Here is an 18788-nt window from a genome sequence, read left to right on the forward strand (position 1 = left end):
CGCGTCAGGTGCTCCACACGTGCACGGGGGTGGCTAAAAGTACTGAACGCGGGGGGTGGCTCATCGAGCGACTCCTTGCAGCTCGGACGCGCCGTGACCGACGCGTCGACTGATGGAACCGCTCCCACTGGTGCACATGAAGCTAGCGCCAAGTGACGATGAAAACAGAGGGTGTGCGGACTTTGGCTTTTCTCGGCGCGTCGAATGTTTTCGATTCGCACCAAGGGTTGACCGGTCTCCACCCCGTCCCCACTATGGGAGCGCTCCCACTGGTTCAAGCCTTGACATGTCGAGTCGCAGGAAGGACCAGCACATGCATCCCCCACCTCGCAGACGCGGTGGCGTGCGCCGTCTCTTAGCGGTCGCCGTGACCGCTCTCGCACTGCCGCTGACGATGCTGTCGACGGGTACCACCCCCGCCCGGGCGGCGGCCGTCCAGTGCAGCGTGGACTACAGGACGAACGACTGGGGGTCGGGCTTCACCGCCGACCTGACCGTCACCAACCGCGGTTCGGACCTCATCGACGGCTGGACCCTGACGTACGACTACGCGGGCAACCAGCGCCTGGTGAACGGCTGGAACGGCAGCTGGTCGCAGTCCGGCTCCACCGTCACCGTGAAGAACGCCGGGCACAACGGCCGGATCGCCGCCGGCGCCGCCGTCACCACCGGCGCCCAGTTCTCCTACAGCGGCACCAACACCGCGCCCACCTCCTTCTCGGTCAACGGCACCGCCTGCGTGGGCGCCCACCAGCCGCCCATCGCCGTGCTGACCAGCCCGGAGGCCGGCTCGGTCTACTCGCAGGGCGAGACCGTGCCGCTCGAGGCCACGGCCGCCGCGGCCGACCGGGCCACCATCACCAAGGTGGAGTTCTACGACGACACCGAACTGCTCGGGACGGACACCTCCGCGCCGTTCACGCTGTCGGTCGGCGGCCTCGCCGTCGGCGCCCACTCGCTGGTCGCGAAGGCGTACGACAGCCTGGGCGCCTCCGCCTCCTCCACCCCGGTCGGCATCACGGTCGCCTCGGGTCCCGCCGTGGTCGCGAGCCCGTCCCAACTGGGCGTCCGTCAGGGTGAGTCGGGCACGTTCGAGGTGAAGCTGTCCAAGCAGCCGAGCGAGAACGTCACCGTCACGACGGCGCGGGCGAGCGGCAACACGGGTCTGTCGGTGTCCTCCGGCGCCACCCTCACCTTCACGCCGTCCGACTGGAGCACCGCGCAGCAGGTGACCGTGGCCGCCGACGGCTCCGGCACCGGCTCGGCGGTCTTCGAGTCCACGGCGCCCGGCCACGCCAAGGCCGCGGTGACCGTGACCCAGCTGGGCGCGACCAAGTCGTACGAGGCCCGCTTCCTGGAGCTGTACGACAAGATCACCGACCCGGCGAACGGCTACTTCTCCCCCGAGGGCATCCCGTACCACTCGGTCGAGACGCTGATCGTCGAGGCGCCCGACCACGGTCACGAGACCACCTCGGAGGCGTACAGCTACCTGCTGTGGCTGCAGGCCATGTACGGCAGGATCACCGGGGACTGGACGCGGTTCAACGACGCCTGGGAGACGATGGAGCAGTACGCCATCCCGACCGCCGCGGACCAGCCGACCACCTCCTTCTACGACCCCTCGAAGCCGGCGACGTACGCGCCCGAGCACGACACCCCGGACGAGTACCCCTCGCAGCTCGACTCGAATGTCTCCGTCGGCCGTGACCCGATCGCGGCGGAGCTGAAGTCGGCGTACGGCACCGACAACGTGTACGGCATGCACTGGATCCAGGACGTGGACAACGTCTACGGCTACGGCAACTCGCCCGGGAAGTGCGAGGCCGGACCGTCCGACACCGGCCCGTCCTACATCAACACCTTCCAGCGCGGACCGCAGGAGTCGGTGTGGGAGACCGTCACGCAGCCCACCTGTGACGCCTTCAAGTACGGCGGCACCAACGGCTACCTGGACCTGTTCACCAAGGACGCGTCCTACGCCAAGCAGTGGAAGTTCACCAACGCCCCCGACGCCGACGCGCGCGCGGTACAGGCGGCGTACTGGGCCGACCTGTGGGCGAAGGAGCAGGGCAAGGGCGGCGAGGTCGCCGGGACCGTCGCCAAGGCCGCCAAGATGGGCGACTACCTGCGCTACGCGATGTACGACAAGTACTTCAAGAAGGTCGGCAACTGCACCAGCACGTCCTGCCCGGCCGGCACCGGCAAGGACGCCTCGCACTACCTGCTCTCCTGGTACTACGCCTGGGGCGGCGCCACCGACACCTCGGCGGGCTGGTCCTGGCGCATCGGTTCCAGCCACGCGCACGGCGGGTACCAGAACCCGCTCGCCGCGTACGCGCTGGCCAACCACGCGCCGCTGAAGCCGAAGTCGGCGACGGGCGCGGAGGACTGGGCCAAGTCCTTCCAGCGCCAGCTGGAGTTCTACCGCTGGCTGCAGTCCGACGAGGGCGGTATCGCGGGCGGCGCGACCAACAGCTGGGCGGGCCGTTACACCACCCCGCCGTCCGGCACACCGACCTTCTACGGCATGTGGTACGACGAGAAGCCGGTGTACCACGACCCGCCGTCGAACCAGTGGTTCGGCTTCCAGGCGTGGTCGCTGGAGCGGGTGGCCGAGGTGTACCACCAGACGGGCAACGCGCTCGCCAAGTCGGTCCTCGACAAGTGGGTCGACTGGGCGCTGTCCGAGACCACGGTCAACCCGGACGGGTCGTTCCTCTTCCCGTCCACTCTGAAGTGGTCCGGAAAGCCCGACACCTGGAACGCGTCCTCGCCGGGCGCCAACAGCGGGCTGCACGTCGAGGTCGTCGACTACACCAACGACGTCGGTGTGGCCGGCGCCTACGCCAAGATCCTGACGTACTACGCCGCCCGCTCCGGTGACACCGAGGCGGCGGACACGGCGAAGGCGCTGCTGGACGGCATGTGGGAGAACCACCAGGACGACCTCGGCATCGCCGTCCCGGAGACCCGCACCGACTACGAGCGCTTCGACGACCCGGTGTACGTCCCGTCCGGCTGGACCGGCACCATGCCGAACGGCGACCGGATCGACTCCTCGTCGACGTTCCTCTCGATCCGCTCCTTCTACAAGGACGACCCGGCCTGGTCGAAGATCGAGAGCTATCTGGAGGGCGGCGCCGCGCCGGTCTTCACGTACCACCGGTTCTGGGCCCAGGCGGACATCGCCACGGCCATGGGCGCGTACGCGGAGCTTCTCGAATAGTCCCCGCCGACGCTCCGTGTACCGGCCCCGGCACCTGACGCCGGGGCCCCGCGGGCCGGGCGGTCCCCTCGCGCACGGGGGGCCGCCCGGTCCTCGCACGCTCCCGTTTCTTCTCCCCCCACGAGGAAGGACACCCCCACCGTGCGAAGAACCCGCGTCCTGACGGCCGTGCTCGCCCTGGCGGCCGGACTGCTCGCCGGCGGGCCGCCCGCCCTGGCCGCCGACGCACCCTCCCCGGCCCCCGCCTCCGTCTCGCAGGCCGCCGGCACCTACACCTGGCGCAACGCGCGCATCGACGGCGGCGGTTTCGTCCCGGGCATCGTCTTCAACCGCGGCGAAGCCGACCTGGCGTACGCCCGCACCGACATCGGGGGCGCCTACCGCTGGCAGGACTCGACCGGGAGCTGGATCCCGCTGCTGGACTCGGTCGGCTGGGACGACTGGGGCCACACGGGCGTGGTCAGCATCGCCTCGGACGCCGTCGACCCCGACCGGGTGTACGCGGCGGTCGGCACGTACACCAACGACTGGGACCCCGGGAACGGCGCGGTGATGCGCTCCGCCGACCGGGGCGCGAGCTGGCGGAAGACCGCGCTGCCGTTCAAGCTCGGCGGCAACATGCCCGGCCGGGGCATGGGCGAACGGCTGGCGGTCGACCCGCACGACAACGACGTGCTGTACCTGGGCGCGCCCAGCGGCCACGGCCTCTGGCGGTCGACGGACGCGGGCGTCACCTGGGCGGAGGTGACGTCCTTCCCCAACCCCGGGAACTACGCGGAGGATCCGGACGACGAGAGCGGGTACGCCTCGGACAACCAGGGTGTCGTCTGGGTGACGTTCGACGAGTCGACGGGAACTCCGGGCTCACCGACGCGGACCGTGTACGTCGGGGTCGCCGACAAGGAGAACGCCGTGTACCGCTCGGCGGACGCGGGCGCGACCTGGGAACGGCTGGCCGGCCAGCCCACGGGGTACCTCGCGCACAAGGGTGTCCTCGACGCGGAGAACGGCCGTCTCTACCTCGCCTACAGCGACACGGGCGGTCCTTACGACGGCGGCGGCGGGCGGCTGTACCGGTACGCCACGGCGACCGGAACCTGGACGGACATCAGCCCGGCGGCGGAGGCGGACACCTACTTCGGCTTCAGCGGGCTGACGGTGGACCGGCAGAACCCGGGCACGGTGATGGCGACCGCGTACAGCTCCTGGTGGCCCGACACGCAGATCTTCCGGTCCACGGACAGCGGCGCGACCTGGACCCAGGCGTGGCGCTACACCGCGTACCCGGAGCGCGAGAACCGGTACGTCATGGACGTCTCCTCGTCGCCGTGGCTGACCTGGGGCGCGAACCCGGCGCCGCCCGAGCAGACGCCGAAGCTGGGGTGGATGACGGAGGCGCTGGAGATCGACCCGTTCGACCCGGACCGGATGATGTACGGCACGGGCGCGACGATCTACGGCACGGAGGAGCTGACGAACTGGGACGACGACGCCTCGTTCACCATCAGGCCGATGGTGCGCGGCCTGGAGGAGACGGCGGTCCTGGACCTGGCCTCTCCCCCGTCGGGAGCTCCGCTGCTCAGCGCGCTCGGCGACGTCGGCGGGTTCCGGCACACGAATCTGGACGAGGTGCCGTCGATGATGTTCACCGGACCGAACTTCACGTCGACGACGAGCCTGGACTTCGCTGAGTCGGATCCGGACACGGTGGTCCGCGTGGGCCATGTCGACTCCGGTCCGCACGTGGCGTTCTCCACCGACAACGGCGACGACTGGAGCGCGGGGACGGACCCTGCGGGGGTCAGCGGCGGCGGGACGGTCGCCGCGTCGGCGGACGGCGGCCGCTTCGTGTGGAGCCCGGAGGGCGCGGGCGTACACCACACCACCGGGCCGGGCGCCTCGTGGTCGGCGTCGGAGGGCATTCCGGCCGGGGCGGTCGTGGAGTCGGACCGGGAGGACCCGGGGGCCTTCTACGGCTTCAAGTCCGGGCGTTTCTACGTCAGCAGGGACGGCGGGGCGACGTTCGAGGCGTCGCCGGCGACCGGGCTGCCGGCCGGTGACAGCGTGCGGTTCAAGGCGCTGCCGGGCACGGCGGGCGAGATCTGGCTGGCGGGCGGGGCGGCCGACGGACCGTACGGGCTGTGGCACTCCACCGACTTCGGGGAGACGTTCACCAAGGTGCCGGGCGTCGACGAGGCGGACACCGTCGGCTTCGGCAAGGCGGCGCCGGGCTCCTCGTACCGGACGCTGTTCACCAGCGCGCGGATCGACGGGGTGCGCGGCATCTACCGCTCCACGGACGCGGGTGCGAGCTGGGTGCGCGTCAACGACGACGCGCACCAGTGGGGTTGGACGGGCGCAGCCATCACCGGCGACCCGCGGGTCTTCGGCCGGGTGTACGTGGCGACGAACGGCCGGGGCGTGATCTACGGCGACCCGGCGGACCCGGGCGGCGGCACCGGTCCGGACCCGTCGGGAGCGTGCGAGGTGACGTACCGGACGGCCAACGCCTGGGGCGACGGCTTCCAGGCGGAGGTCCGCCTGACCAACACGGGCACGACGGCGTGGGACGGCTGGTCGCTGACCTGGACCTTCCCGGACGGCCGGCGGATCACGCACCTGTGGAACGGTACGCACACGCAGTCCGGGACGTCGGTGACGGTCCGCGACGCCGGCTGGAACGGCGCGGTGGCGCCCGGCGCGTCGGTAGCCCTCGGCTTCACGGCGAGCGGCCCGGCCGCGGAGGCGACGCCGTCGGCGTTCGCCCGGGACGGGAGGACATGTACGGTGCGCTGAAGATCGCCGGCGGGCATGATGGCCTCGCCCCGCCCGCCGGCGACCTGAAGGAGCCGCCTCGATGCACGGACGGATCATCTTCCTCAACGGCACGTCCAGTTCGGGCAAGTCCAGTATCGCCCGGGAGCTGCTGGGCGTGCTGGAGGAGCCGTACTTCCACATGCCGGTGGACGCCTTTCACCGGATGCGGACGAGCCGGGAGGTCGGGGCCGGCCGGCTGCCCGACGTGCTGCACCGGACGTGGCGCGGGTACCACCGCGCGGTCGCGGGGATGGCCGCTGCGGGGAACAACGTGGTGGTCGACCATGTGCTGAGCGAGGAATGGCGGCTGGCCGACTGTCTCGAGCTGTTCGACCCGCGGGAGGTCGTCCTGGTGGGCGTGCGGTGCTCGCTGGAGGAGACCGAGCGGCGTGAGCGGGAGCGGGGCGACCGCCCGGCGGGCCTCGCCGCCCGGCAGTACGCGCAGGTGCACGCGCACGGCGTGTACGACGTCGAGTGCGACACGACCACGACGAGCCCGGCGGACTGTGCCCGCGCCATCGTCGCCTTCCTGCCCGACCGCCCCTCCCCCACCGCCTTCGAACGGCTCCGCGCCACGGCGGGGGTGAGCGGACGGTGAGCCGGATCGCGCTGCTCGGGGGCGGGTTCTCCACGGACGAGGACGGGGTGCTCGACGACTGGGTGCTGCGGCATGCGCGTGCCTCACGGCCCAAGGTGTGCTTCGTGCCCACGGACGGCGGGGCGGGGACCGTCGAGGAGGCGGTGCCCTGTCGTCCGCTGGGCGGGTGACCCTACGCCGTCCTGCGGAACGCCCTCAGCGTGAAGACCGGGTCCGGGCGGGGGCGGTCCTGGTCGGGGAGGGCCGAGAGGCGGGCGGCGAACTCGTCGACGAGAGGGTGACCGGGCGGGAGGGTCACGAACCAGCCGCGGCGCAGGTCGTCCACCGTGCGGCGGGGGCTGCGGCCCTGGCCGTGGCCCCGGAAGCGGGCCTCCCCCGCCGGGACCAGTCCGTGCCCGGCCGCGCAGGCCGCGACCGTCGCGGGGTCGTCGGGCACGGGGCTCGGCGGGCGCTCGGCGAGCACGGCGTCGATGTCGCTGCCCACGTTGTGCGACAGCCCCTTGTGCACCGTGGTGACGTACACCCCGCCGGGCCGCAGCACCCGCGCGCACTCGGCGACGACGGCGCGCACGTCGGCGGGGTCGGTCAGCAGGTGCAGCAGCCACACGCTGACCACCGCGTCGAAGCTCGCGTCCCGGAAGGGCAGCCGGCGGCTGTCGGCGCGCACCACGGCTCCCGGGAGACGTGCGGCGGCGCGTCGCGTCATCGACGTCGACAGGTCCACCCCGGTGACCCGCGGTCCGGGGCCGGACGCGGGGAACAGCCGGGTCACGATGCCGGTGCCGCAGGCCACGTCCAGCAGGCGTCGCGCCCGGCGCGGGACGAGGCTCATGACGGCCTCGGCGGCGGCCGCCGCGCGGGGTTCACCGCCGCGCAGGGCGTCGTAGCGCTCCGCTTCCTCGTCGTAGTCCAGCACGCGCCTCAGTGTGCCCCGTGGGCGGGCGCCAGGTCCTCCACCCTGCGGGCGAGCTCGAGGTCCTTCCCGGTGACGGCGCCGCCCGCGCTGTGGGTGTGCACGGACAGGGACACCGTGTTGTAGCCGAGGGTGAGGTCCGAGTGGTGGTCCAGCTCGTCCTGCACCCGGGCGACGTGCACGACCATGGCCGCCGCCGCGATGTGCGAGTCCAGCCGGTAGGCGCGGGTGAGACGGTCGCCGTCGAGCGTCCAGCCCGGCAGCTCGGCGAGCCGGGACTCGATCTCCGTCCGGGACAGCGGTTCGACGGGCATGCGCGGTGCTCCTTCGCCGGGTCGGCTCTCGTGGCGCGTCCAGGCTGCCACAGAAGCTCCCCTCGTGCCTTGGGGCGGGCGGCGGCCGGCTCCCCCGCGCGGCCGCTCCTCGGCTACCGTCCTGCCATGACCGCTGCCCCCTCCGAAACCGTCTCCCGCACCGAGGGCGTGGGTCCGCTGCTGCGCGCCTGGAGGCAGCGGCGGCGGGTCAGCCAGCTCGAGCTGGCCCTGCGCGCCGACTCCTCCGCCCGGCACATCAGCTTCGTCGAGACGGGCCGGTCCCGGCCCAGCGAGGAGATGGTGCTGCGGCTGGCCGAGCACCTGGACGTGCCGATGCGGGAGCGCAACGCGCTTCTCCTGGCGGCCGGTTACGCGCCGCGGTACCCGGAGACCCCGCTGGACGACCCGGCGCTGGAGGTCGTCCGCACCGGCATCGATCGGCTGATCGGCGGGTTCGAGCCGTACCCGGCGCTGGTGGTGGACGCGGCGTACGACGTGGTGGCGGCCAACCGTGGGGTGCTCGCACTGTTCGAGGGCGTCCCGGAGAGCCTGCTGACGCCGCCGCTGAACGCGGTGCGGCTCACCCTGCACCCGCGGGGGCTGGCGCCGCGGATCCGGAACCTGCGGGAGTGGCGCGGGCACCTGCTGGAGCAGATGCGGCGGAACATCGCCCTGCGACGCTCGGACCGGCTGCGGGCGCTGTACGACGAGGTGGCGGCGTACCCGGCGCCGGTCGCCGCCGGACACGCGGAGGAGCCGGCGGAGCCGGTGGCGTACTTCGCGCTGCCGATGGTGATCGAGCACCGGGGGCGGACGCTGTCGTTCGTGTCGTCCATCGCCACGTTCAACACCCCGATGGACGTGACCGTCGCCGAGCTGGCCGTGGAGACGCTGCTCCCGGCGGACCCGGCGACGGCCGCGTACCTTCAGACCTGGCTGGACTGACGTGCTTTCAGCGCCTGGTGCTGCACCAGGGCGAGGCCGCCCACGACGAGCGCCTGGAGCACGACCCACACCGCGCCCGCGGTGGTGGGCGAGAGCCACAGCACCAGTGCGAGGAAACTCGCCGCCGTCCAGGCCAGGTTGACCTCGACGACACCGCGCACCCCGGCCGTCGGCGGATGCGGCCGGGCGGCCAGCAGGCCCACGCCTGCCGCGTACAGGGCGAGGAACGCGCCCAGCGCGAGCAGCAGCCCGGAGCCGATGCCGAGGAACCGGCCGAGCGGTCCGGACAGGGCGAGGTAGGCGAGGGCGTTGGCGCCGGTCACCAGGGCGTCGAGGGCCAGCAGGCGGCGCAGGGGGGCTTCGGTCAGGGCGGGCACGGTCGGCGGGGTCGTGGACATGGGGTGTCATCCTCCGTCGGGAGCGGTGCGGGACTCGGTGCGTCCACGATCCCGTGCGTCCGCGGCCGGGTCGATTACGTCCGGAGTAATGCGGCGGGCGGCGGGAGAAGGGCGTTCACCTGCGGCTCGTGAGAGTCTCGGAGGGACATGACAGGATGAGCGCATGCCCGAGCACGTTGGGGAGGCGTGGCGTTGAGTGAGCGGCGGGCCGCACCCACGGTGGGCCAGGTGGTCCTGGGACGGCGGCTGTACGAGTTGCGGGAGGCCGCGGGCCTCTCACGGGAGGAAGCGGCCCGCATACTGCGGGTGGCGCCGGCCACCGTCCGCCGGATGGAGACCGCCGAGGTCGCCCTGAAGATCCCGTACGTCCAGATGCTGCTGACCGCCTACGGGGTGCCCGACGGTGAGGCGGACACGTTCGTCACGCTCGCCGAGGACGCCAACCGGCCCGGCTGGTGGCAGCGGTACCACGACGTGCTGCCCGAGTGGTTCAGTTTGTACGTCAGCCTGGAGGGCGCCGCCGGCATCATCCGCTCCTACGAGCCGCACTTCGTCCCCGGACTGCTCCAGACGGAGGACTACGCGCGCGCCGTGCTGGAGGCCGGCACGATCGGCACGGCGGGCCCGGAGACGGTCGAGCGGCACGTGGCGCTGCGCATGGAGCGGCAGAAGCTGCTGGAGCGTCCCGACCCGCCGCACCTGTGGGTGCTGATGGAGGAGACGGTGCTGCGGCGCCCGGTGAGCGGGGACAGCCGGGTGATGCGCGACCAGCTCGACAAGCTGCTGGAGTACGCGGAGCGGGACCGGATCACCCTGCAGATCGCCGAGTTCGCCGACGGGCCGCACCCGGGGACGTACGCGCCGTTCTCGCTGTTCCGGTTCGCCGAGCCGGAGCTGCCGGACATGGTGTTCACGGAGTACCTGACCGGCGCGCTGTACCTGGACTCCCGCAAGGAGGTCTCGGTGCACCTGGAGGTGCTGGACCACATGACGGCCCGTGCGGCCTCGGCCCGGCGCACCGAGAAGCTGCTGCGGGAGTGCCGCGAGCGCCTGTGAGGCGCCCGCGGGCTCAGGCCGCGCCCTCCTGGCGTCCGCCGGTGTCCTTGTCGTCGTCGACGATCTCCGCGTCCACCACGTCGTCGTCCCCCTGGGAACCCTGGGACGTCCCGCCGCCGTCCGCGGGGCCGGGCCCGGCCGCTGCGCCGCTGGCGGCGCCGGTCTGCTCGTACATCGCCTGGCCCATGCGCTGGCTGACCGTGGCGACCTTCTCCACGGCGGTGCGCAGCTCGGCGGTGTCGGGCGACTCCTGCTCCAGCAGCCGTTTGACGTCGGCGACGGCGGACTCCACCTCCGACCTGGTGTCGCCGGGCACCTTGTCGCCGTTCTCGGTGAGGAACCTCTCGGTCTGGTAGACGAGTTGCTCGGCCTGGTTGCGGGTCTCGGCGGCCTCCCGGCGCCTGCGGTCCTCCTCGGCGTACTGCTCTGCCTCCCGCATCATGCGGTCGATGTCGTCCTTCGGGAGGGCCGAGCCGCCGGTGACGGTCATCTTCTGTTCCTTGCCGGTGCCCAGGTCCTTCGCGGAGACGTGCATGATGCCGTTGGCGTCGATGTCGAACGCCACCTCGATCTGCGGCACCCCGCGCGGCGCCGGCGGCAGGCCGGTCAGGTCGAACGTGCCGAGTTTCTTGTTGTACGCGGCGATCTCGCGTTCGCCCTGGTAGACCTGGATGCCGACCGAGGGCTGGTTGTCGGCGGCGGTGGTGAAGATCTCCGAACGCCGGGTGGGAATGGTGGTGTTGCGCTCGATCAGCTTGGTCATGATGCCGCCCTTGGTCTCGATGCCGAGGGACAGCGGGGTGACGTCGAGCAGCAGCACGTCCTTGACGTCGCCGCGGATGACACCGGCCTGGAGGGCGGCGCCGAGGGCGACCACCTCGTCGGGGTTGACGCCCTTGTGCGGTTCCTTGCCGGTGAGTTCGCGGACCAGGTCGGTCACGGCGGGCATCCGGGTGGAGCCGCCGACGAGGATGACGTGGTCGATGTCGGACAGCCGCACCCCGGCGTCCTCGACCGCCTGGTGGAAGGGCTTCTTGCAGCGGTCGAGCAGGTCCTCGGTGAGCTCCTGGAACTGGGCCCGGGTGAGCTTCTCGTCCAGGTGCAGCGGGCCCTCCGAGGAGGCGGTGATGTACGGCAGGTTGATGGTGGTCTCGCTGGACGACGACAGCTCGATCTTCGCCTTCTCGGCGGCCTCGCGCAGCCGCTGGACGGCCATCTTGTCCTGCGCCAGGTCGACGCCGTACTGGCCCTTGAAACGCTTCGCGAGCCAGTCCACGATCCTCTGGTCCCAGTCGTCGCCGCCGAGGCGGGTGTCGCCGTTGGTGGCCTTCACCTCGATGACGCCCTCGCCCATCTCCAGCAGCGAAACGTCGAAGGTACCGCCACCGAGGTCGAACACCAGCACGGTCTGGTCGTTCTCCTTGTCCAGCCCGTAGGCGAGCGCCGCGGCCGTGGGCTCGTTGATGATGCGCAGCACGTTGAGCCCGGCGATCTCGCCGGCCTCCTTGGTGGCCTGCCGCTGGGTGTCGTCGAAGTACGCCGGCACGGTGACGACGGCGTCGGTGACGTCCTCGCCGAGGTAGGACTCGGCGTCCCGGCGCAGTTTCTGCAGCACGCGGGAGGAGAGTTCCTGCGCCCGGTAGCGGGTGCCGTCGACGGAGCCCTGCTCGGGGAACCGCCACTGGGCGTCGCCCATGTGCCGTTTGACCGAGCGGGCGGTGCGGTCGACGTTGGTGACGGCCTGCCGCTTGGCGACCTCCCCGACGAGCACCTCGCCGTTCTTGGCGAAGGCCACGACCGAGGGGGTGGTGCGGGCGCCTTCCGCGTTGGCGATGACGGTGGGTTCACCGCCTTCGAGCACGGCGACCACGGAGTTCGTGGTTCCCAGATCGATTCCGACGGCACGTCCCATCGTTGTCATCCCTTCCGTCAGGGCTGCGCTCCGGTCTTCCCACACTTCCAGCACAAAACTTGAGCGGCCCCTTGTCAAGCGTGCGGGCGGAGAGGGGTCAGCGGGCGTCGCCGCCGTCGGGGTGGTCCCGCAGTGTCACCGCGCGGCGGGGACGGTCGGTGACCAGGACGTCCACGCGCGGGTCGTCGAGGAAGGCGCGCAGAGCGGTGTCGTCGTTGACCGTCCACACCATCGTGAACAGTCCGCCGCGGGCGGCCTCGCGCAGCACGGTGGCGCGGGCCAGCCGCTGGTGCACGGCGACGCCGTGGGCGCCGCAGGCGCGGACGCGGCGCAGCGGCAGCAGTTCGCTGATCCGGGTGCGCACCAGGCGACGCCTTCCCAGGTCCCGGCCGTCGCGGCCCAGGGAGAGCAGGGTGCGCACGCGCGGGCGGGCGGCGGTGAGGGCGGCGACGGAGCGGTCCTCCAGGGTGGTGGCGACGAAGCCGTCCTCGCCGAGCAGGGCGACCGCCCGGTCCAGCAGCTCCCGCTCGTAGCCGGTCTCCTTCAGGTCCAGATGGGCGACGAGCTTCCCCGCGATCAGCTGCATCACGTCCTCGACGACCGGCACCGGGTGTCCGGCGCGGGCGTCCAGCTCGGCGCGGGTGAGCGTGGACAGCAGGGGCCCGGTGCCGCCCACGCGGGCGTCGTGGTGGACGACGAGGACGCCGTCCGCGGTGCGCCGCACGTCGAACTCGACGTACTCGGCGCCGGAGGCGAGCGCGTCCTGGTACGCCTCCCAGGTGGCAGGGGCGGCGCGCTCGGCGCCTCCACGGTGGGCGGACACGGCGGGGCGGTGCGAGGTCATGGCGGTGGCTTCCGTCGGCGGACGCGGCGCAGGCCGCCCCGGCGACGGGGGCGGCCTGCGATGGCCCTGCGGGGACGGACGGTTCAGGCGAGCTTCGCCGTCAGGGTGATCTCGGTGCCCTTGAGCGCCTGGCTGACCGGGCAGTTCACCTTGGCGTCCTCGGCGGCGGCGACGAAACCGGCCTCGTCCAGGCCGGGGACCGTGCCCTCGACCGTGAGGTGGATGCCGGTGATGCCCTGGCCCGGCACGAAGGTGACCTCGGCGTTGGTGGTCAGCCTGGTGGGCGGGGTGCCCGCCTTGTCGAGGCCGTTGGACAGGGCCATCGAGAAGCAGCTGGAGTGCGCGGCGGCGATCAGCTCCTCGGGGCTGGTCTTCCCGTTCGCGTCCTCGGCGCGCGAGGCCCAGGTGACCGGCTGCTCGGGGATGGCGCCCGAGGAGTCGAAGGCGACGACCCCGCTGCCCTTGAAGAGGCTGCCTTCCCAGACGGTGTGTGCGGCGCGCGTGGTTGCCATGACGCAGTCCTTTCGAGAAAAGTCCGGCCGGGTGTCCGGCGGTGCTCGGTCCGGACGCCCGGAGCGCGGGCGTCCTGTCCCATCCGATCACATCACGGCTCAACTCACCCGGAAGACGGGCCCTCTCGGGGTGAAGGGGAGGGTCCCGCCCTGCGGGATCAGGTAGGCGTGCTCGCGCCGCACCCGCAGCACGTCGCACCAGCCGTCGGTGATGACCAGCACCGGCGCACCGCGCGGGAAGTCGTCGGCGCGCTCCAGCAGGTCGACGCCCGGCTGGAGGACGGTGCCGCCCCGGCCGCGCACCCGCACCCTCCCGGCGATCTCGGTGACCGGCAGGTAACCCGCGTCGTGCGGGGCCGCGTCGCAGAACACCACGCGCGCGGCCGGCACGTCACGCGACCCGGCGTAGGAGGCGATGGCGCCGAGGGCCTTGCCGAGCAGGATCCGGTTCATGGAGCCGGAGGTGTCGAGGACGACGCCGAAGGTGCAGCGGGCCACCTCCTCGGGCGGGTACCAGCGGCCCGCGCGAGGGATGTCCGGGGTGGACGCCTGACGCCGGGAGGGCCGGGCGAACGACCGCAGCGGCTCGGGGCGGGGTACGAACTCGTCGAACCAGCGGGCGAGCCGGGCGTCCCAGGGCAGCGGCGGATGACTGAGGGCGCGGATCTCCTCGACCAGGCCGGCCGGGAGCAGACCGCGCTCCTGACGGTCGTGCAGGTCGAGGCCCTGGGCGAGGCCCCGGCGGTAGAAGCCGTCGAGGTCGACGCAGTCGCGGGGCGGGCCGAGCGGGGCGCCGAGGACGTCCCCCAGGCCCTTGCCGCGCGGGGTCGCCAGGCGGCGGGAGCGGCGCTCGCCGGCGACGCGGTCGTAGACCTCCTCGGCGGACAGTCCGGCGAAATCCTTGTCGTACAGCAGGCCCGCGGGCATCGTGCCGATCTCCATCTCGACGAGCCAGCCGTTGATGACGAAGTCGCAGGCGACGTTGAACAGGAACGGGTCGCGGGGGCCGCAGCGGTCACCGTGGCGCAGGGCGGCGTGCAGCATCTCGTGCGCCAGCACGAACCGCCACTCCTCGTCCTCCAGGACCCGCAGCGGGTTGACGTAGATCTCGCCGGCCTCGGCGTTGACGGCGGCGACGGAGATGCCGTGGGCGCGGGCCAGTTCGGCGTCGGCGACCAGGGTCATGCCGGAGGCGATGCCGCCGAGCAGCGGGTAGGAGGAGACGAACCAGCTCAGCGCCTTGTGCCAGGGGCGGCGCGGGGCGGGAGCGCCGTCCAGGCTGTCCCGGCGGCCGCCCGCGACGTCCATCGCGGCGGCCACGGTGCGGGTGAGGGCGGAGGCGAACGCCAGCTGGTGGTCGGGCGGCTGCCCGTACCAACCGTCCCAGCCGGTCAGGTGCAGGTCGGGTTCGCCGCCCGCCGTGCCGCAGCGCCGGTAGGGCTCGGGGACGCCGGTGCGCCGCCAGGCGGCGGCGAGGCGCTCCTCGTCGCCGTCGGGGTAGGCGGCGGGCAGCTCCGCGGGCGGCCGCCCGACGGGCGAGCCGAGCAGGAAGCGGTCGACGACGACGCAGCGGGCGGCCAGCTCGCACGCGTCCGGCTGGGTGCGGGGCCCCGAGGCGGCGGGGACGTGGCCGAAGCCGAGGTGCAGGACGGCGTGCGCGAGGGCCCACGCCCAGGTCTCCGGGTCGGCCGTGCGGTCGGGGTGGACGTGCAGCACGGCGTCCGAGTCGACGCGCACCAGACCGTCGCGGGGCGACAGTTCGCAGTCCTCGCGGCGGCACACGTCGGCCTCCACGGCGGCCAGCGCGGGGTTGGCCTTCATGATCCGCAGTCCCGCGGTGAACGCCTCCTCCGCGAGGTCGCGCTTGCGGCGCTGCTTGTCGCCCTGGGCGTGCGGGCCCTTGCCGCGGGGACGGCTCACCGGCGCGCCTCCACCAGCCGGGGCATGTCACGGGCCGCCTCGACGAGGAACCACGACGGCAGCACCGGGTTGCCGTCGGCGTCCGGGGCGATGACCGTCTGCGCGACCTCGACGGAAATCTCCGCGAGCTGCACCAGCAGCGACTTGGCGCGGTACGCGATCTGCCGGCCGGCCGCGGACATGTGCTCCTTGGACGCGGGCAGCTCCTTGACCAGCCGGCCGCGGAAGGACTCGGCGAGGTAGTAGAGCAGGTCGCGGTCCTCGGGGCGGTGCGGCCAGCGGGCGTCGCCCTTGAGCACGGCGTCGATGCCGAAACGGCTGCGCACGATCTTGACGTAGCCGCAGAAGGCGGAGGCGTGCGCGGGGGTGAGCGTGCCGTGGGCGAGGACCTTCAGGGTGTCCTCGTCGAGGTCGCGGCCGAAGGAGTGCAGCGCGTCGGAGAGCATGTGCCAGGAGCGGGGGGTGGAGAACGGCTCCTCGGTCTTGGGCGGCTTGGACCACAGGTGGCCGGGGCGGTCGGTGAGGTGGTCGGTGATCCACGGGTGGATGCCGTTGTCCGCCGCCCACACCAGCCAGTCCTTCGGGGACGCCTCCAGGTGGACGTGGGCGAGGCGGTTGACCAGCGCGGAGGCGAGCGGACGGGCGAGCGCGTTGTCGGTGGCGCGGTTGCCGGCGCCGATGACGACGGAGCCCTTGGGCAGCTCGTAGTCGCCGATGCGGCGGTCCAGGATCAGCGAGTAGAACGCCTTCTGCACGTCCGGGGTGGCCGCGTTCAGCTCGTCGAGGAACAGGCAGTACGGCTCGTCCCGGGCGATCGACGCGGGCGGGCAGAACACCGAGCGGCCGTCCCGGATCTGCGGCACGCCGATCAGGTCCTCGGGGGCGAGCTGGGTGCCCAGCAGACTCACGCACTCCAGCCCGAGGCTCTCGGCGAACTCACGGACCAGGGAGGACTTCCCGATGCCGGGCGCTCCCCAGAGGAACACGGGCCGCACGGTCGCCAGCCCGAGCAGCAGCTCCGGAACACGGGCGGGGGTGACGGTGACGGCTGCCTGCACGCGGAAGCTCCCTCTCCGCGCCTCGGCGGGCGCGGGCGACACGGGGGTGGACGACTCGCGGTCGAGGTTCTCAACCGGAGGGCGTGTCCGTCACGCGAATATCCGCCCGCGACGCCCCCGTTGCCGCGTTCAGGCCGCGCGCTCGCGGTGGTCCGGGAGGGGGCGGGTGCCTGACTCGTCGGCCTCGGTGAGCCAACGGCGCAGGACGTGGTGGACCTGTTCGGCGCCGGCCAGCTCCGTGCCCTCGGGGACCGGCGCGGACAGGACGAGCGGGGAGAGCAGGAAGGGCCTGGACTGGGCGCCGCCGAGGCCCCCGTGGGAGCCGATCTGCTCCTCGAAGGCGAGGACCTCGCCGTCCGCCGGGTCGTGGAAGGAGTTGACCATGATGTCGGCGGTGTGCGGGAAGGTGTGGGTGCGGCGCACGACGTCCGCGGCGCCCGGTCCGAACGGGGCCAGCGGGCCCGGGTTGTCGTCGAGGTCGTCCAGCGGGATCTCCGCGCCGTACGCGCCGAGGACGACCCCGCCGTGGCGTTCGCTGCGGACCAGCAGGAAGCCGATGCCGGGGTGGTTGGCGAGGGTCGGCAGCAGCGCGGGGTGCCGGGCGTCGATCTCCTCCTTGGTCATGCGGTGCGGCACGTCCGGGAAGGACACCAGGCCGAGGTTGCCGGAGGCGAGCACGACCGGCTCGGAGCCGCGGGTGGGCCGGTAGTGCTCGGCGCCCTCCTCGACGGGCCGGCGCAGCGCGGCGCGCACCGCCGCGCGGGCCTCGGCGCCGCTGTGGGTGCGGCGGGCGCGGCGCGGGACGGGCAGCCCGCAGCCGGCCCGCACCAGGTCGGCGAGGGTGAGTCCGTAGCGGGAGCGGAACGTCTCGCCGGGGCTCTGCCCGTGGTCGGACAGCACGACGATCCGGTACGGACGGGGCGCGTGCTCGGCGACGTTCTCGATGAGGGCGAGGGCGCGGTCGAGGCGGCGCAGCACCTGCTCGGTGTCGCGGCTCGTCGGACCGGAGTGGTGGGCGACCTCGTCGTAGGCGACCAGGTCGGCGTAGACGGCGCTGCGCCCGGCCAGCACGTCGCCCATCACGGCGGCCGTGACGACGTCCCGCTCGACGACGGTGGCGAAGGCGCGGACCAGCGGGTACAGCCCGCCGCGGGAGACGCGGGGGCGCTGTGCGCGTATCCGGGCGCGCACGGACTGGCCGATCTCCCGGCCCACCTCGGCGCCGAAGGACAGGGCGGTGCGCACGGCGTTGGCCGGGTCGGAGAAGTACGCGAAGTAGCCGGCGCGGGAGCGGGCGGCCGGGCCCCTGCGGCGGGCGGCGATGGACAGCACCAGCGCCTGCTCGTCGGCGCCGCCGCCGAAGAGGTTGCCCCGGCTGGCGCCGTCCTTGGCGAGCAGTCCCGCGTGGCCGGAGTGCTCGATGGCGCGGGCCTGGAGTTCGGCGGCGCTGGTGGGCCGGTTGCAGACCATCACCTCGCGGCGGGCCTTCTCGTACCAGCGGAAGGCGGGGACGTCGAAGTTGCTGCCGTGCAGGATGCCGAGCTGGCTGGCGCCGGTCTGGCTGGACCAGTCGGTGCGCCAGGGGGTGAGGCGATGCGTGGGGCGGTCGCCGCCGGTGCCGAGCCAGCGGGCGACGGTGGGCATGAGGCCCTTGTCGACGGCGGCCAGCAGGATGTCGTGGCCGACGCCGTCGAGCTGGACGAAGACCGTGCCGGGGGTGGCCGGGCAGGGCGGGTCGGAGCGGCGTCTTCGGTCCGCGAGCCGGTACAACCGCCTCCGGTAGGCGTCGTCGTCTCGGACGGCGAGGGCCCCTCCGGTGGCGGAGGCGACGGCGGACATCACGGCGGCGACCACCACGGCCGTCTCGGGGGCCGCCGAGCCGCGCTCGACGGGGTTGAGGCGCAGCGCCACCCACAGCAGGGCGCCGTTGAGGAAGAAGACCAGCACGCCGAGGACGAGCGCCGGGACGAGCAGCAGGAGCCGCACCAGGAGCGGCCAGACCAGGGCGGACAGCAGGCCGAAGGCGCCCGCGCCGAGGGCGGCGGTGACCGCGATGTCGGTGGCGCTGCTGCCGTCGGCCGACCGCAGCCGGAAGTCGGGCAGGATGCCCGCGAGGACCAGCATGGTGAGCGTGGAGACCGCCCACACGGTGACACTCCGCCCGATCTGACTGGCGACCTTCCGCCATCGCCCGTCACCCACGCCGCGCCCACCTCACGTCCGTCTCCGACCCGCCTCCACCCTGTCACAACGTCCTGACGAGCCTTTTCGT

At 72.8% G+C, this 18788-nt stretch carries 14 protein-coding genes and 1 pseudogene; 6 read left to right on the top strand and 9 right to left on the bottom strand.

The window, feature by feature from the left end:
• Positions 1–313: 313 nt before the first annotated feature.
• The 4 genes and pseudogenes from ACF1AG_RS05660 to ACF1AG_RS05675 all read left to right on the top strand — a co-directional run.
• Entirely contained in the window at positions 314–3229 is a 2916-nt protein-coding gene (locus ACF1AG_RS05660) for a glycoside hydrolase family 48 protein (RefSeq protein ID WP_391809361.1), read from the top strand.
• A gap of 141 nt (positions 3230–3370) precedes the next feature.
• Positions 3371–6025, top strand: a complete 2655-nt coding sequence (locus ACF1AG_RS05665; protein ID WP_391809362.1) for a cellulose binding domain-containing protein — start codon at positions 3371–3373, stop codon at positions 6023–6025.
• Positions 6026–6086: 61 nt separating this feature from the next.
• Positions 6087–6644, top strand: a complete 558-nt coding sequence (locus ACF1AG_RS05670; protein WP_391809363.1) for a chloramphenicol phosphotransferase CPT family protein — start codon at positions 6087–6089, stop codon at positions 6642–6644.
• Positions 6551–6766: pseudogene (locus ACF1AG_RS05675) on the top strand (peptidase E); the annotation flags it as partial. The gene ACF1AG_RS05670 and the pseudogene ACF1AG_RS05675, both read left to right, overlap by 94 nt.
• A gap of 50 nt (positions 6767–6816) precedes the next feature.
• On the opposite strand, the gene ACF1AG_RS05680 reads toward ACF1AG_RS05675, so the two are convergent.
• Together ACF1AG_RS05680 and ACF1AG_RS05685 are read right to left on the bottom strand one after the other, a co-directional pair.
• On the bottom strand, positions 6817–7560 hold the full coding sequence (locus tag ACF1AG_RS05680; protein WP_391809364.1) for a class I SAM-dependent methyltransferase: 744 nt from the start codon (positions 7558–7560) through the stop codon (positions 6817–6819).
• Positions 7561–7565: 5 nt separating this feature from the next.
• Positions 7566–7871 (bottom strand): 4a-hydroxytetrahydrobiopterin dehydratase, encoded by a 306-nt coding sequence (locus ACF1AG_RS05685; protein ID WP_137209192.1) that lies wholly within the window; start codon positions 7869–7871, stop codon positions 7566–7568.
• 126 nt (positions 7872–7997) lie between these two features.
• On the opposite strand from ACF1AG_RS05685, the gene ACF1AG_RS05690 reads away from it, so the two are divergent.
• Positions 7998–8816, top strand: coding sequence for a helix-turn-helix domain-containing protein (locus tag ACF1AG_RS05690; protein WP_391809365.1), 819 nt, complete (start codon positions 7998–8000; stop codon positions 8814–8816).
• Here the strand turns inward: ACF1AG_RS05690 and ACF1AG_RS05695 are convergent.
• Positions 8798–9214 (bottom strand): hypothetical protein, encoded by a 417-nt coding sequence (locus ACF1AG_RS05695; protein WP_359600687.1) that lies wholly within the window; start codon positions 9212–9214, stop codon positions 8798–8800. The genes ACF1AG_RS05690 and ACF1AG_RS05695 overlap by 19 nt on opposite strands.
• 192 nt (positions 9215–9406) lie before the next feature.
• Here ACF1AG_RS05695 and ACF1AG_RS05700 point away from each other — a divergent pair, with 192 nt between their 5' ends.
• On the top strand, positions 9407–10270 hold the full coding sequence (locus ACF1AG_RS05700; RefSeq protein WP_359600688.1) for a helix-turn-helix transcriptional regulator: 864 nt from the start codon (positions 9407–9409) through the stop codon (positions 10268–10270).
• Between the two features lie 13 nt (positions 10271–10283).
• On the opposite strand, the gene dnaK is transcribed toward ACF1AG_RS05700, so the two are convergent.
• The 6 genes from dnaK to ACF1AG_RS05730 all read right to left on the bottom strand — a co-directional run bounded on the left by dnaK (position 10284) and on the right by ACF1AG_RS05730 (position 18664).
• Positions 10284–12182 carry a molecular chaperone DnaK gene (gene dnaK, locus ACF1AG_RS05705; protein WP_359600689.1) on the bottom strand — a complete coding sequence of 633 codons (1899 nt, stop codon included), beginning with the start codon at positions 12180–12182 and terminating at the stop codon, positions 10284–10286.
• Between the two features lie 97 nt (positions 12183–12279).
• The gene (locus tag ACF1AG_RS05710) at positions 12280–13026 is read right to left on the bottom strand and encodes a glycerophosphodiester phosphodiesterase family protein (RefSeq protein ID WP_359752012.1); all 747 of its coding nucleotides are present in this window, start codon (positions 13024–13026) and stop codon (positions 12280–12282) included.
• An 83-nt stretch (positions 13027–13109) separates the two neighbouring features.
• On the bottom strand, positions 13110–13538 hold the full coding sequence (locus ACF1AG_RS05715; protein ID WP_033273722.1) for an OsmC family protein: 429 nt from the start codon (positions 13536–13538) through the stop codon (positions 13110–13112).
• Between the two features lie 99 nt (positions 13539–13637).
• Positions 13638–15458, bottom strand: coding sequence for a hypothetical protein (locus tag ACF1AG_RS05720; protein WP_391809366.1), 1821 nt, complete (start codon positions 15456–15458; stop codon positions 13638–13640).
• On the bottom strand, positions 15455–16516 hold the full coding sequence (locus ACF1AG_RS05725; RefSeq protein ID WP_193455768.1) for an ATP-binding protein: 1062 nt from the start codon (positions 16514–16516) through the stop codon (positions 15455–15457). Before ACF1AG_RS05725 ends, ACF1AG_RS05720 begins: the two co-directional genes overlap by 4 nt.
• A 129-nt stretch (positions 16517–16645) precedes the next feature.
• Positions 16646–18664, bottom strand: a complete 2019-nt coding sequence (locus tag ACF1AG_RS05730; RefSeq protein ID WP_387797534.1) for a phage holin family protein — start codon at positions 18662–18664, stop codon at positions 16646–16648.
• Positions 18665–18788: the final 124 nt, after the last annotated feature.

Origin of the sequence: Streptomyces sp. NPDC014764, from assembly GCF_043082785.1 — a bacterium.
Lineage (GTDB): Bacteria > Actinomycetota > Actinomycetes > Streptomycetales > Streptomycetaceae > Streptomyces > Streptomyces althioticus.

What these genes read in the sequence shown, in the direction of transcription:
- ACF1AG_RS05660 (WP_391809361.1), top strand. Translation starts at nt 314, where the DNA reads ATGCATCCCCCACCTCGCAGACGCGGTGGCGTGCGCCGTCTCTTAGCG.
- ACF1AG_RS05670 (WP_391809363.1), top strand. Translation starts at nt 6,087, where the DNA reads ATGCACGGACGGATCATCTTCCTCAACGGCACGTCCAGTTCGGGCAAG.
- ACF1AG_RS05685 (WP_137209192.1), bottom strand. Translation starts at nt 7,871, where the DNA reads ATGCCCGTCGAACCGCTGTCCCGGACGGAGATCGAGTCCCGGCTCGCC.
- ACF1AG_RS05690 (WP_391809365.1), top strand. Translation starts at nt 7,998, where the DNA reads ATGACCGCTGCCCCCTCCGAAACCGTCTCCCGCACCGAGGGCGTGGGT.
- ACF1AG_RS05695 (WP_359600687.1), bottom strand. Translation starts at nt 9,214, where the DNA reads ATGTCCACGACCCCGCCGACCGTGCCCGCCCTGACCGAAGCCCCCCTG.
- dnaK (WP_359600689.1), bottom strand. Translation starts at nt 12,182, where the DNA reads ATGGGACGTGCCGTCGGAATCGATCTGGGAACCACGAACTCCGTGGTC.
- ACF1AG_RS05710 (WP_359752012.1), bottom strand. Translation starts at nt 13,026, where the DNA reads ATGACCTCGCACCGCCCCGCCGTGTCCGCCCACCGTGGAGGCGCCGAG.
- ACF1AG_RS05715 (WP_033273722.1), bottom strand. Translation starts at nt 13,538, where the DNA reads ATGGCAACCACGCGCGCCGCACACACCGTCTGGGAAGGCAGCCTCTTC.